The 13,979-nt window shown below is 71.2% G+C and carries 12 protein-coding genes; 6 read left to right on the top strand and 6 right to left on the bottom strand.

All coding sequences use genetic code 11. From position 1 onward, the window contains the following. Positions 1-500: 500 nt before the first annotated feature. Entirely contained in the window at positions 501-1,940 is a 1,440-nt protein-coding gene (locus tag SALPAC3_RS0109665) for an aldehyde dehydrogenase family protein (protein ID WP_018221037.1), read from the bottom strand. 75 nt (positions 1,941-2,015) lie between these two features. On the opposite strand from SALPAC3_RS0109665, the gene SALPAC3_RS0109670 reads away from it, so the two are divergent. From SALPAC3_RS0109670 to SALPAC3_RS0109680, 3 genes are read left to right on the top strand one after another with little or no spacing between them, the layout of a single operon-like run. Then, positions 2,016-3,296 carry a GAF domain-containing protein gene (locus SALPAC3_RS0109670; protein WP_018221038.1) on the top strand — a complete coding sequence of 427 codons (1,281 nt, stop codon included), beginning with the start codon at positions 2,016-2,018 and terminating at the stop codon, positions 3,294-3,296. Between the two features lie 41 nt (positions 3,297-3,337). Then, positions 3,338-4,843: an acetaldehyde dehydrogenase ExaC gene (gene exaC, locus SALPAC3_RS0109675; protein ID WP_018221039.1), complete on the top strand. Its 1,506-nt coding sequence runs from the start codon at positions 3,338-3,340 to the stop codon at positions 4,841-4,843. Continuing rightward, a complete protein-coding gene (locus SALPAC3_RS0109680; protein ID WP_018221040.1) occupies positions 4,843-5,238 on the top strand; it encodes a DUF779 domain-containing protein in 396 nt (131 codons plus the stop codon). The genes exaC and SALPAC3_RS0109680 overlap by 1 nt, the downstream gene beginning before the upstream one ends. A 114-nt stretch (positions 5,239-5,352) precedes the next feature. Here SALPAC3_RS0109680 and SALPAC3_RS0109685 read toward each other — a convergent pair whose 3' ends face one another. Then, the gene (locus tag SALPAC3_RS0109685; protein WP_026185399.1) at positions 5,353-5,724 is read right to left on the bottom strand and encodes a DUF3499 domain-containing protein; all 372 of its coding nucleotides are present in this window, start codon (positions 5,722-5,724) and stop codon (positions 5,353-5,355) included. 151 nt (positions 5,725-5,875) lie between these two features. On the opposite strand from SALPAC3_RS0109685, the gene SALPAC3_RS0109690 reads away from it, so the two are divergent. Then, a complete protein-coding gene (locus SALPAC3_RS0109690; RefSeq protein ID WP_018810780.1) occupies positions 5,876-6,325 on the top strand; it encodes a metallopeptidase family protein in 450 nt (149 codons plus the stop codon). 80 nt (positions 6,326-6,405) lie between these two features. On the opposite strand, the gene SALPAC3_RS0109695 is transcribed toward SALPAC3_RS0109690, so the two are convergent. The 3 genes from SALPAC3_RS0109695 to SALPAC3_RS0109705 all read right to left on the bottom strand — a co-directional run bounded on the left by SALPAC3_RS0109695 (position 6,406) and on the right by SALPAC3_RS0109705 (position 10,713). Next, on the bottom strand, positions 6,406-6,663 hold the full coding sequence (locus tag SALPAC3_RS0109695) for a WhiB family transcriptional regulator (protein WP_018218664.1): 258 nt from the start codon (positions 6,661-6,663) through the stop codon (positions 6,406-6,408). Between the two features lie 622 nt (positions 6,664-7,285). Continuing rightward, entirely contained in the window at positions 7,286-9,796 is a 2,511-nt protein-coding gene (locus SALPAC3_RS0109700; protein WP_026185400.1) for a bifunctional FO biosynthesis protein CofGH, read from the bottom strand. Between the two features lie 89 nt (positions 9,797-9,885). Then, positions 9,886-10,713 carry a hypothetical protein gene (locus SALPAC3_RS0109705; RefSeq protein ID WP_018221044.1) on the bottom strand — a complete coding sequence of 276 codons (828 nt, stop codon included), beginning with the start codon at positions 10,711-10,713 and terminating at the stop codon, positions 9,886-9,888. A gap of 99 nt (positions 10,714-10,812) precedes the next feature. Between SALPAC3_RS0109705 and cofD the strand changes: the two genes are divergently transcribed. Together cofD and SALPAC3_RS0109715 are read left to right on the top strand one after the other, a co-directional pair. Beyond that, positions 10,813-11,760 (top strand): 2-phospho-L-lactate transferase, encoded by a 948-nt coding sequence (gene cofD, locus SALPAC3_RS0109710; protein WP_026185401.1) that lies wholly within the window; start codon positions 10,813-10,815, stop codon positions 11,758-11,760. Next, on the top strand, positions 11,757-12,845 hold the full coding sequence (locus SALPAC3_RS0109715; protein WP_018221046.1) for a coenzyme F420-0:L-glutamate ligase: 1,089 nt from the start codon (positions 11,757-11,759) through the stop codon (positions 12,843-12,845). The genes cofD and SALPAC3_RS0109715 overlap by 4 nt, the downstream gene beginning before the upstream one ends. A gap of 49 nt (positions 12,846-12,894) precedes the next feature. Here SALPAC3_RS0109715 and SALPAC3_RS0109720 read toward each other — a convergent pair whose 3' ends face one another. After that, positions 12,895-13,929, bottom strand: coding sequence for a hypothetical protein (locus SALPAC3_RS0109720; protein ID WP_018827108.1), 1,035 nt, complete (start codon positions 13,927-13,929; stop codon positions 12,895-12,897). Between the last annotated feature and the right edge of the window lie 50 nt (positions 13,930-13,979).

Below are 13,979 nucleotides of genomic sequence, written 5' to 3' on the forward strand. Positions count from 1 at the left end.
CGTCAACGGCCTGAGCGTATCGGAGCGCGGACGATCGCTCCGGCCCAGCCGAAGAGCTGGCAGTACCCAGCTCAGTCCGGCAGCCCGGGATGAACCGGGTACGGTCGTCCGACGTCGGCGCCGCCGTAGCGCCCCGGGCTCGGTCGCCGCGTAGCTGAGCTGCCGTACCGGCCCGGCGTCGCCGGACGCCCGGGGGCCGGCGACTGACCGGGGCCGGAATACCCGAACCCAGCAGGGGGCTGGCTGCCGCCGGCGGGCACCGACCGGTCCTCCCGGGCCGGCGGAGAGCTCCACCGGAAGCCACCTGCCCCCGGCGTTGACCCGTACCCGCAACTGATCCGCCCGGAGGCCGTCGAGGTAGGGGTGAGCTGCCGGGTTCGCCGGCCAGGCTACTACCGCGAACAACTGACGCTTGGCCCGCCGGCGTCCCGCGTCCCGGGGGCTGACGGCCCGACGCGGCCACGCCCGACCGGCGGCGGCCCGACCAAGCCGGCGCAGACCTAGCCGGCGGTATCGGTGAGGACCAAAACCCGGGGTTCGGTGTAGTCGTCCATCGCACTACGGACCCCCTCCCGCCCGACGCCGGAGGCCTTCACCCCGCCGTACGGCATCTGGTCGGCCCGGTACGACGGCACGTCCCCGACGATCACCCCACCCACCTCCAGCACCTGCCCGGCCCGGAACGCGGTGTCCAGCCGGTGGGTGAAAACGCCCGCCTGCAAGCCGTACGCCGAGTCGTTGACCGCGGCGAACGCGGCGTCGTCGGTGCTCGCCCGGGCGATCACCAGCACTGGTCCGAACACCTCCTCAACACTGACCTTGGCGTCCCTCGGCACCCCGGACAGCACCGTGGGCGGGAACGCGGCCCCGACCCGGCGCCCACCGACCTCGACGGTGGCGCCCGCCGCGACCGCCTCGTCCACCCACTCCTCGACCCGGCGGGCGGCTGCCTCCGAGACCAGCGGACCGACCTCGGTCAGCTCGGACGAGGGATCACCCGTGCGCAACGCCCGCACCGCCGCGACCAGCCGGGGCAGGAATCCGTCGTAGAGCCACTCGTGCACGTAGACCCGCTGCACCGCGATGCAGGACTGGCCGGCCTGGTAGTTCGAGAACGTCGCGATCCGCTGCGCGGCGTGGGTCAGATCCTCCTCCGTGCTCCAGTCCTCGCAGATCACCACGGCCGCGTTGCCGCCCAGCTCCAGGGTGACGTGTTTCTCCGGTACCGAACGGCGGATAGCCGCGCCGACCGGGCCGGAGCCGGTGAACGACACCACCGGCAGCCGCGGGTCGGCGACGAGGCCGGCGGCCTGCTCGTTGGGGAGCGGCAGCACCGAGAACATGCCCTCCGGCAGGTCGGTCTCGGCCAGCAGCTCCCCGAGGAGCAGCGCGGACAGCGGAGTGGCCGGGGCCGGTTTGACGACGATCGGTGCGCCGACCGCGATCGCCGGCGCAACCTTATGCGCCACCAGGTTCAACGGAAAATTGAACGGGGAGATCCCCAGCACGGGGCCCCGTGGCGCCCGCCGGACCAGAGCCAACCGGCCGCCGGCGGCCGGGTCGGTATCCAGGCGCTGCAGCTCACCGGAGTAGCGCCGGGCCTCCTCGGCGGCCCACCGGAACGTCTCGACCGACCGCCCCAGCTCGGCGCGTGCCCACCGCACCGGCTTGCCGTTCTCGGCGGTGATCAGTGCCGCCACCTCGTCGGCCCGCTCGGCGAGCCGCCGGGAGACATGCTCCAGAGCCGCCGCGCGCCGGTAGGCGGGGAGGGTCGCGGCCGTCGGGGCCACCGCGGCTGCCGCCGCGACGGCGGCCTCGACCTGGTCACCGGTGGCGAAGGTGGTCCGCCCGACAACCCGGCCGTCGTACGGATGGCGCACGGTCAGCTCCTGCTCACCGTGGGCGGGGCGAGAGGCGACATAGAAGGCTACGGACTCCACATCTTGCAGCGTAGACGACACACCACTTGGCGATCCGGGATGAGCTGGGTCACGATGGGCGCCAGGAGGTCGCCGATGGCTGACCCGTGGCTCGCCCTGGAAATCGGCGTCGATCCGGCGGAGCGGATCGCGCAGGTGGGTGCCGCCCACACGGCCTTTCTCACCGGGGCGACGCCGCAGCGGGTGCGGGAGGTGGTACGCCGGTCGTGGGAACGGTCGATGCCACTGGACCCGGAGGGCACCCCGCCCGTTGACCTCGTTGACGACATGCTGGAGAGCTACCGGGCCGGGCACCCGCTGGCCCCGGTGCTGCCGATCTTCCGAGACCTGCTCGGTGGGATCGCCCAGGACGGCGCACACCTGATGGCGGTCTGCGACACCCACGGCCGGCTGCTCTGGGTGGAGGGGCACCCGGGGGTGCTGCGCCGAGCCGAACAGATGAACTTCGTGCCCGGGGCCCGCTGGGATGAGACGCACGCGGGCACCAACGCACCCGGCACCGCTCTCGCCTTGGACCACAGCGTGCAGATCTTCGCCACCGAGCACTTCAACCGCCGCGCCCAGCGCTGGACCTGTGCCGCCGCGCCGATCCATGATCCGGCCACCGGTCGAATGCTCGGGGCGGTCGACATCACCGGCGGTGATCACCTCGCCACTCCGCAGAGCCTGGCCCTGGTCCGGGCCACCGCCCGGGCCGCCGAGGCGTTCCTGGCCGGGATGACCCAGGTCGAGCCGGACGTGGTGCAGGTGACCGCGCTCGGCCGGGACGAGGCCCAGCTACGGGTTGGTGGCCGCCGGATTCGGCTGGGCCGGCGGCACAGCGAACTGCTGGTGTTGCTGGTGGAGCACCCGGAGGGGCGCACCGGGGAACAGCTCGCCCTCGATCTGTATGGCGAGGACCGGCTGCACCCCGTCACCCTCCGGGCCGAGCTGTCCCGGCTGCGCCGGGTACTCGGCCCGGAGTTGCTCGACTCCCGTCCGTACCGACTGCGCTGCCGGGTACGCGCCGACTTCCGTACCGTCACCGACCGGCTGGAACGGGGCGACCCGGCGGGTGGGATCGCCGCGTACTCCGGGAGCCTGTTGCCCGGCTCGGATGCGCCGGGAGTGGCCCGACTGCGCCGGCTGGTCGACGGGCAACTTCGTGCGGCCGTGTTGGCGGCCGCGGATCCGGCACTGCTCGTCTCCTGGACCGCGACCCCCGCCGGCACCGACGACCTGACCGCCTGGGAGGCCTTGGCGCGGGCACTGCCGCCGGGCGCCCCGCGTCGGCCGCTCGCCCTGGCGCGGGCCCGCCAGCTCGCCCGGGAGTACGGCTTCCCGCGTGCAACGTCGCTGCAACGTCGAGCTACCTAGGTTCGATGCCGTCCCACTCCTCGTTGACGGCGGAGGTACTCATGACGCGTTACGACACGCCCACCCACTGGCAGTCCCGCTACGACCACTTCATCGGTGGCGAGTACGTCAAGCCGCATGGCGGGCGGTACTTCGAGAACCCGAGCCCCGTGACCGGGCAGCCCTTCTGCGAGGTGGCCCGGGGCACCGCCGAGGACGTGGAGCGGGCCCTCGACGCCGCGCACGGCGCCGCCGGGGCCTGGGGCCGCACCCCGGCCGCCGACCGCGCCCTGGTGCTCAACCAGGTCGCCGATCGGATGCAGGAGCACCTGCAGGCCCTGGCGATCGCGGAGACCTGGGAGAACGGCAAGCCGATCCGCGAGACACTCGCCGCCGACATCCCGCTCGCGATCGACCACTTCCGCTACTTCGCCGGCGTGATCCGGGCGCAGGAGGGCTCCCTCGCCGAAATCGACGATGACACCGTCGCGTACCACTTCCACGAGCCGCTCGGTGTGGTCGGGCAGATCATCCCGTGGAACTTCCCGCTGCTGATGGCGACCTGGAAGCTCGCCCCGGCACTCGCCGCCGGTAACGCGGTGGTACTCAAGCCCGCCGAGCAGACGCCCGCGTCGATCCACTATCTGCTGTCCCTGGTGGCTGACCTGCTGCCGCCGGGTGTGGTCAACGTCGTCAACGGTTTCGGGGTCGAGGCGGGCCGGCCGCTGGCCTCCTCGCCGCGGGTGGCCAAGGTGGCGTTCACCGGCGAGACCACGACCGGGCGGCTGATCATGCAGTACGCCAGTGAGAACATCAAGCCGGTCACCCTGGAGCTGGGTGGCAAGAGTCCGAACATCTTCTTCGACGACGTCAGCGCCGCGTCGGACGACTTCCGCGACAAGGCGCTCGAGGGTTTCACCATGTTCGCCCTGAACCAGGGCGAGGTCTGCACCTGCCCGTCGCGGGCGCTGATCCAGCAGGGCCACTACGCCGACTTCCTGGCGGCGGCCGTCGCGCGAACCCGGGAGATCAGGCCGGGGCACCCGTTGGACAGCACGACCATGGTCGGCGCGCAGGCGTCCAACGACCAACTCGAGAAGATTCTTTCCTATCTGGACATCGGCCGGCAGGAAGGCGCCCGGGTGCTGACCGGTGGGGCACGGGCGCAGCTGGACGGCGAGCTCGCCGGTGGGTACTACGTCGAGCCAACGATTTTCGAGGGCAGCAACTCGATGCGAATCTTCCAGGAGGAGATCTTCGGCCCGGTGGTGTCGGTGACCTCCTTCGCCGACCTCGACGACGCGGTAAAGATCGCCAACGACACCCTGTACGGACTCGGTGCCGGCGTCTGGACTCGGGACATCAACACGGCGTACCGGGCAGGACGGGCTATCCAGGCAGGCCGCGTCTGGACCAACTGCTACCACGCGTACCCCGCACACGCCGCGTTCGGCGGGTACAAGCAGTCCGGAATCGGCCGGGAGAACCACAAGATGATGCTGGACCACTACCAGCAAACCAAGAACCTGCTGGTCAGCTACGCCCCGAAGAAGTTGGGCTTCTTCTGATGCGCGACCTGGTAGCCGTGACCCCCGCAGCGGCCGAGCTGATCCGGTCGCTGCGGGGGCAGCACGGACCGCTGATGTTCCACCAGTCCGGTGGCTGCTGTGACGGCAGCGCACCCATGTGCTACCCCGCCGGCGAGTTCCGCACCGGCTCGTCGGACATTCGGCTGGCCGCGCTGGTGGTGGACGGCGTGCCAGAGCCAGTCGAGTTCTGGATCTCGCGCGCCCAGTGGGACCTCTGGCAGCACACGAAGCTCACGATCGACGTCGTCCCCGGCCGGGGCAGCGGATTCTCCCTGGAGGCCCCGGAGGGCCTGCGTTTCCTCCTTCGCTCCACCCTTGCCCGCCGCGACAACGACCTGCCGGGCGGGCCAGGTCGCCCACGACAGATCGGGTGACGCTGCTGTCGGGCTGCCCCACCGGTACGACCGGATCAGCGGGACGCCGAAAAACGACACTCTTCATCGCCGGGGATGGTCTGGATCGCATCCGCCGACCGCCGGTGGCCGCGGTCAGTGACTGGGAGGAATCACGCGGAGGTGACCGCGACGCCCGGTGGATGGCGCCGCGGCCCCCGGGTCGGAGCCGCCCTCCGGGGGTCGAGGGGCTACCGGGCGGGCTGCCTCGCGGACCGCCTCGGCGAGAGCGACCAGGTCGTCGGTGGTGGGCGGCGGCGGCTCGAACTCCCCCTCGTGCCGGACGACATCCCAGCCCCGTGGCGCGGTCAGACTGCGCGCATGCGGCTCACAGAGGTCATACGTGTGCGGCTCGGCGAAAGCAGCCAACGGCCCCACCACGGCGGTGGACTCGTGGTAGACATAGGTCAATGTGGCGACTGCTTGCCGGGGGCAGCCGTTTCGGGTGCAGCGCCGTGGTGACCTCACCGCGGCAGGGTATCTCCATTACCGGCTCCCGCGCACCGGTTCGCGACCCGACACGCCCGTCTTGGTGATCACATTTCAGCCGTTCGGATCCGGCGCGCCAGTGCGCCCCGGCTGCCGTGGGACAGCACCGACCGGAGACTACCCTGGGCGCATGGGAAGCCCGGAACACCGCCGCCCCGGTACCGGCCGACGCACCCGCCGCGACCGTCATGGACGTGGCCTGCGCGGCCGTCTGGTGCCGGCGACGGTGCCGCTGGCCCGAACAAAGGCCGAGGTCTTCGATGAACTGGTGCTGGACACGGTGGAGACGCTCGAACGGCGATTCGCCAAGGAACTGGCCGGCGTCGAGTTCGCGGTGGAGGATGTGCCGCCGGAGCTGAATGTCTACGACTCGGACGTGCTCGAGGACGGCGCTGTGCCCCTCGCCCGCCTGCTGCTGGGGCGACCGGGCCGGCAGGAGATGCCGCCACGGATCGTCCTCTACCGCCGGCCGCTCGAGTTTCGGGCGATGGACCGTGAGGACCTGGCCGACCTCGTCCATGACGTGATCATCGAACAGGTGGCGAACCTACTCGGAGCCGACCCGGATGAGTTGGCCTGAGCCCGGCGGCAGAAGCTGGACCGAGCGGGGCCACGGCGGCGGTCCGGGGCAGCCCCCACTACCCCGGATCCAACCTGTTGTCAGGCGGCACGCCGCTTGAGCCGGCGGCGCTCCCGCTCCGAGAGACCGCCCCAGATACCGAACCGTTCGTCGTGACCGAGCGCGTATTCGAGGCACTCGGTCTTGACCTCGCAGCGCGAGCAGATCCGCTTTGCCTCACGGGTCGAGCCGCCCTTCTCGGGGAAGAACGCCTCCGGATCGGTCTGCGAGCAGAGTGCCCGCTCCTGCCACTCCGGCTCGTTTCCGAGCAGGTCGGCCGCCTCGAGCTGGCCGTCCATTCAATGCCTCCTTGTCGCGCACCGGCGTCATCGCCGCTGCAACCCCCCACGCGAAAGGCGTGCTGTCCGTCCGGTACCGAAATGCAGTGCTTCGCGAACAACCCCAGTCAAATTACACGTGTGTCATTCGTGCGCCGTCAAGCCAAACTTGATATTGGGGTTGCCCTCCAAACCTCACCCGGTCCGGCCCATCCGGCCTCCCGGCCTCGCAACCTGCCCTACCGATTCAGACCCCCGCCGGGTAACGCCCGCCCCGGCGAGTTGCCGGAGTTTTCTCCGTGGCGCGGCACCGAACAGCCGTCCAGCCAGCCCACCGAACCGACTCGTTGATCTTGATGTCGCCAAGGCTATCCCGCTACCACCACACCCGTCGCCCAGGGTGACCGAGGGGTGCAACCACCGCCCACATGGTGGACGCTCGATGAGACCGGGGACTAGGCATGACCAACAGTCAGGCCACCGAAACATCGTCCAGGCAAGGAAGAACAGAGCTTTATCCATGATGGACAAAGGTCGAGTACGTCCGATATGGCCTCCCACTACGTGGAAGGAGGACCTACGGAGAACCCAGGCGGGCCACCGCCGGCCCCGGTTCCACGGCCGGCGGTGGGAAGGTCCGGCGCTATCCGGCCCGGTGGCCGTACGCGGTTGTTCGCTTACTCGCTGGCCGCCCGGCCGCTGCCGCAATCGCGATCAACTGCTCCTCGGTCCGGGCCGACCCGTTGCCGGAGCCCGCCATCCGGGAAATCGTCTCCTCCATCAGGGTGCCGCCCAGATCGTTGCAGCCACCGCGGAGCAACTCGGCGCTCCCCTCGTCCCCCAACTTCACCCACGAGCACTGGATGTTGTGGATCCGACCGTGCAGCAGCAGCCGGGACATCGCGTGTACCGCCCGATTCTCCCGCCAGGTAGGCCCTGGACGGGCGATCCCCGCCAGGTAGATCGGAGCGTTGGTGTGCACGAACGGCAGCGCGACAAACTCGGTGAAGCCACCCGTCCGGTCCTGCGTTTCGGCCAACACGCGGAAGTGGGTAAGCCACTGCGCGGGATGGTCAACGTGCCCGTACATCATCGTGGAGCTGGACCGAATTCCCAGCTCGTGGGCGGTGGTGACCACCTCGACCCAGGCGGCCGTCGGTAGCTTGCCCTTGGTGAGAACCCAGCGCACCTCATCGTCGAGGATCTCGGCGGCGGTACCCGGGATGGTGTCCAGCCCGGCCTCCCGCAACTCGGTCAGCCACTCCCGGATGGAGACACCCGCCTTACCGGCCGCGGTAACGACCTCCATCGGGGAGAAGGCGTGCACATGCAGCCCCGGCACCCGGGTCTTGATCGCCCGCACCAGGTCGGCGTAGGCCGTCACCGGCAGTTTCGGGTCGATGCCCCCCTGGAGGCACACCTCGCTGGCTCCGGCCTGCCACGCCTGCTCAGCCCGGTCCGCGATCTGGTCAACCGAGAGCCGGTACGCGTCGGCGTCCCGCTCGCGCTGCGCGAAGGCGCAGAAGCGGCAGCCCACGTAGCAGACATTGGTGAAGTTGATGTTGCGGTTGACCACGTAGGTGACCTCGTCGCCGACCGCGTCGTGGCGTACCTCGTCGGCGATTCGGCACAGCTGGTCCAACGCCGGGCCATCCGCCGCGAAGAGCGCCAGCGCCGCAGCGGTCCGCTCGGGCTCCAGCAGCGCCGCCGGATCGTCGGCGGCGAGGCGTAGACCGGCCCGCAGGTCGTGGTCGCCGACCCCGGTGGTCGCTCCTGCGCCCACCCGGTCGGCCACCATCGACCAGTCGCCGTAGACCTGGTCGAAGTCGCCCCGCCGATCGGCGGTACGGCCAGTGGTGTCGATGGTGCTGTGCAGGTCGACCCGCCCGCCGTAGGCCTCGTCCGGCTCCTGCCACGGCCGTCCCGTCAGGCGGGCGGTGGGCACCGCCAGCCCGGTCTCCGGGTCCGCCAGGGCCGCAACGTGTGGCAGCAGGCGCGGGTCGAGCCACGGGTCACCGGCACGGATGTACTCCGGGTAGATCGTCAACCGCTCCTGCAGCGCGAATCCGGCCTGCTCGGTGCGGCGGGACAGCTCGTCGAGCTGCGGCCAGGGCCGCTCCGGGTTGACGTGGTCCGGGGTCAACGGCGAGACGCCGCCCCAGTCGTCGATGCCGGCACGCAGCAGCAGGTCGTACTCGCCCGCGATGAGGTTCGGTGGCGCCTGGAGGCGGGCCTGGGGACCGAGCAGCACCCGGGCCACCGCCACGGTGGCGGCGAGATCGTGCAGCTCCACGTCGGGCATCCCGCGCATCGCCGTATCCGGCTTGGCCCGAAAGTTCTGCACGATCACCTCCTGGAGGTGGCCGTACTCCCGGTGTGACCGACGAATCGCGAAGAGTGCATCGACCCGCTCGGCCGGGGTCTCCCCGATCCCGATGAGAACACCGGTGGTGAAGGGAACATTCACCCGACCCGCGTCCGCCAGCACCCGCAGCCGAACGGCCGGCTCCTTGTCCGGCGAGCCGTGGTGCGGGCCCCCCGGGGAGGACCACAGCCGGGTGGCGGTGGTCTCCAACATCATGCCCATGCTCGGCGCGACCGGTTTGAGCCGCTGTAGTTCAGACCAGCTGAGCACCCCCGGGTTGAGGTGTGGCAGCAGGCCCGTCTCCTCCAGCACGGCCACCGCGCAGGAGCGCAGGTAGTCCAGGGTCGAGTCGTAGCCGCGCTCGTCCAACCACTGACGCGCCGCCGGCCAGCGATCCTCCGGCCGGTCACCGAGAGTGAATAACGCCTCCTTGCAGCCGAGCTCCGCGCCCTGCCGGGCGATCGCCAGCACCTCGTCGCGGTCGAGGAACGCCGCCGGCAGCCGGTGCGGCACCGTGGCGAAAGTGCAGTAGTGACACCGATCCCGGCAGAGTCGGGTGAGCGGAATGAAGACCTTCTTCGAGTACGTCACCACCCCCGGCCGCCCGGCCGCGCGCAGCCCCGCGTCCCGGATCGCTCCGGCGACCCGCAGCAACTCGTCCAGCGCGGTACCCCGGGCGCTCAGCAGTGCCGTCGCCTCGTCGGCGTCCAGCGCCCGCCCAGACGCCGCTCGACGTAGGGCCCGCCGCACACTCGCCTCGGTGGGGGCCGGCTCCGTGCGATCAACCATCCGCTCAGCGTAGGCGCTCCACCCGCCATCCCGCCCGGCCGGTTTGATCACTGGGTCGGCCAGAACGCCGTGGGCCGGGGCCGACGTGGTCAGTCGGGGCTGTCGGACGGATTGATCCGCCGGGTGCGGTCCTCGTCGTGGGACGGCGCCGGGGGCTCGACCGACTGACGGGGAATGGCCTGGTTCGGCTCCGCCGACGGCGGCTGCCCGAACGGCGGGGACGTCCCGGCGTGCGGCGTGGCCGGCTGGCCGTAGACCACACCGGGCTGGGGCGGAGCCGGCTGGGGCGAAGCCGGCCAGCCGGCCCCCTGACTCGGGCCGGACCAACCAGCCCCCTGGCCGGGCCAACCGGGCTGGCCGCCCGGCTGCCCGCCCGGGGGCGGAGCCGGCCAGCCGGGTTGGGGAGCACCGTAAACCCCGGGCTGGGGAGCGCCGTAAACCCCGGGCTGGGGCTTGGGCTTGGGCACGTAGTAGAGCCGCCGCCAGATCCGATACACCATGAACCCGGCCACCAGCAGCAGCCCCAGCCCGGCCAGCTGGCTCAGGAACCCAAGGAAGGCCTCGAGCAACACCGCCGACACCAGCCGGTCAACGGACCAGATCAGGAAGGTAAGGGTGCCGAAGAACGCGCTGAAGGCGTACTGGCCCAACGCCACCTGCGTGATCAGCTTCGCCCGGGGAAGCACCGGGTGCAGGTGTGTGGCGAGCAGGACCGCCAGCAACGGTAGGACGACCACCTCGATGCCCGTGAACGTGACGGCGGCGGAGGTGGCCGAGGTCATGAGCCGAAGCAGGCCGACAAAGAGGAGGAGGCCATTCGCGCCGAGGAGCACGAGCGCCACCGGCTCACGCAACGGCTGGGTCAGTTGACTGGCCGGCGTCGGCTCGGTGGACGCCGGTTCGACAGGGCTGGTCACGGTATCCCCCTACGAGCGGAAGCGGACAACTGCCGACGTGAGCCTAGTCTCTTGGGTGGCCCAACGCCCGAAGGCAGCAGGTAGGCGAGGATGGACGGCATGCGCATCGTGGTTCTGACCGGAGGAATCGGCGGCGCCCGTTTCCTCCTCGGGGTGCGGGCTTACGCCCGGGCGATCGGCGCCGAGGTGACCGCCGTGGTCAACGTCGGCGACGACCTGTATCTACACGGTCTGAAGGTCTGCCCGGACCTGGACAGTGTCATGTACACGTTGGGTGGGGGCGCCGACCCGGAGCGTGGCTGGGGACGCGTCGCGGAGAGTTGGACGGTGCGGGAGGAACTGGGCGCGTACGGGGCGGAGCCGGCCTGGTTTGGGTTGGGCGACCGAGATCTCGCCACCCACCTGGTCCGCACCACCAAGATCACTGCCGGCTACCCCCTGCACCAGGTCACCGCCGCGCTGGCCACCCGCTGGAAGCCCGGCGTGCACCTGCTGCCGGCGACCGACGACCGCGTGGAGACCCACGCGGTGGTCGACCTCGACGGCGGCCAGCGGGCGATCCACTTCCAGGAGTGGTGGGTACGGCACCGGGCCGAACTGCCCACGCACCGGTTCGTCTTCGTCGGCGCGGAGGACGCGAAGCCGGCGCCGGGAGTGACCGAGGCGATCGCCGCGGCGGACCTGGTGCTGATCGCACCGAGTAACCCGGTGGTGAGCATCGCCCCGATCCTGGCCGTGCCCGGGGTGCGGGACGCGATCGCGGCGGGCCCGGCCCCGGTGGTCGGAGTCTCCCCGATCATCGGGGCCGCACCGGTCCGCGGGATGGCCGACCGATGCCTGGCCGTGCTCGGCATCGAGTGCAGCGCCGCCGGGGTGGGCAGTCTCTATGGTGGACGGAACAGCGGTGGTCTGCTCGACGGCTGGCTGGTGGCCGAGGAGGACGCGGCGACGGTGGTGCCGGGGGTGACGGTCCACGCGGCGCCGTTGCGAATGACGGACGAGGCGGCGACCACGACGATGGTCCAGGCCGCGGTGGGGTTGATGTGAACCTGGAGATCATGCCGGTGCGCGGCATCGGCCACGTGTCCGAAGGCGACGACCTGGCCGCCATGATCGTCACGGCGGCGCCGTGGTTGCGTGACGGCGACATCCTGGTGGTGACGAGCAAGGTCGTCTCGAAGGCCGAGGGACGACTGGTGGACGTCCCAGCCGACGGGCCGGAGCGGCTCGCGGCCCGCGCGGAGGTCCTGGCGGCGGAGACCGCGCGGGTGGTCGCCGCCCGCGGCACGACCCGGATCGTCCAAACCCATCACGGCTTCGTGATGGCCGCCGCGGGTATCGATGCCTCCAACGTCGACAAGACCCGGCTGGTGCTACTCCCGGTTGACCCGGACGCCTCCGCCCGGGCACTACGCGCCGCGCTCCGCCAACGGTACGGCCTCGATGTGCCGGTCATCATCAGTGACACCATGGGCCGACCGTGGCGCAACGGGCTCACCGATGTCGCGCTCGGCGTCGCCGGCCTCGACGCCGTCCACGACCACCGGGGTGAGGTCGACCCGTACGGCAACGAGTTGGAACTCACCCAGATGGCGGTGATTGACGAACTGGCTGGCGCCGGCGAACTGGTCAAGGGCAAGTGCGACCAGGTGCCGGTCGCGGTCGTACGCGGCTACCCCGCCACCCCGCGGGCCGACGACGGCCCCGGGGCCAGAGCCCTGATCCGGGACTCGTCGTTGGACCTGTTCTCGCTCGGCACCGCCGAGGCGCGGGCCACCGGGCTGACCGAGGCGGCAACCCTGCCGAACCGCACCGGCGCGACATCACCCGACCCGGCCGCGATCGACCGGGCGATCGCCGTCGTCGGCGCGACGGCAGCCCCGGGCACGGTCTTCACCCACGTCACCGACCCGGCGACCCACGACCAACTGGCCGGGACGGTCCCGGGCTGGCCGGTCGCGGCGAGCACCCTGCTACTCGCCGCCCCGCCGACCCCGGTGGACCCGTTCGGGCTGGTCCGGTTCGGCGCGGACGTACACCGCCTGCGCGCCGCCCTGGCCGCCGAGGGCCTGCCGTCGACCCTGCTGCCGCCCCCACCCGGCACCTCCGCCACCGCGGCCCTGGCGCTCTAGGGTCGATGGCATCGGGTCGCGGGGCTGCCGCCCCGCGACCCGGCCGGGATCAGCCCACCCAGAGCGCGACCCGATGGTCCTCGTCCGTGACGTAATATCGGCTCCCGTCGAGCTCGGCAAGCCCTTCGACGTGGTGAAACGGCGCGAGGTCGGCGACCAACTCACCGGTGATCCGGTGCCCCTGACCCGGAAGCCGGAAGCGGACGTGCCGAGAGGTCACCTCCCCACCCGCCGGGTGGTCGGCCAACAGCACCGAGCCCTTCCCGAGCGCGTCGATCGAACCGATCACCGCCGCGTAGCCACCGTCCGCGGTGGGCGCCATCGCCCGGAAGCCGGCCAGCGCGCCGGGCGGGGTCACCCCCGTCAGCACGTATCCGCCCAGCGCCTCCGGCCAGGTCGGGCGGGGCGCGAAGAGCTGGGGCACGCCGGCCAACTCGACCAGGATCGGGTCGCCGTCGGCAGTGACCGGGAACCGAAGCCCGAGCAGCGCCGTGCCGGCCGGGGTGAAGGCGACCGCCTCCACGTTCAGCGGCAGGTCGTCGGCGGCCAGCCGCTCGACCCAGCCCTTGGACCGGGCGGTCCCCCGCGCCACGGTGGCGCCGATGAACCGGGAGCGAACCTGGTCTCCTGGCGGCAGCGGCACGAACGGGGCCTTGAGCAGGGCGTCGTTCACCGCTCGGTGCAGCCGGAACCGATTGCGTACCACCTGCACCGGCAGCGGGCCGTGGGCTGCGTCCTGCTCGCGGAACCGGGCCACGAACGCCCGCCGCGGACGCAGCGGGCCGGCCTTCGACCCGAAGTGCGACCCGAAGACATACACCCAGCCGTCGTGGTGGGCCAACGCCTCACCGTCCTCGGTACGGCCGTTCTCGGCTCCGGCGTCGGCGGTCACGTGCTGGGCCGTCCAGGTGCCGTCGGCAAGCTCCAGGAGCAGCGCGAGGCACTGCTCCACCGGGCCCTCGTCCAGCACTGTCCAGAAGCCACGCCGAGCACCGTGGGCGCGCAGCAGCACCGGCGAACGCACCGGGAGTAGATCACTGGCCTCGTTGTCGCCCACCACGAATTCCAGGAGTCGCAAAGTCACCGGCCAAGCGTACGAACACCGCACCCGTAGGGTTGCGGCGCACCCGAACA

This window comes from Salinispora pacifica DSM 45544, from assembly GCF_000378845.1.
GTDB classification, from domain to species: Bacteria; Actinomycetota; Actinomycetes; order Mycobacteriales; family Micromonosporaceae; genus Micromonospora; species Micromonospora pacifica.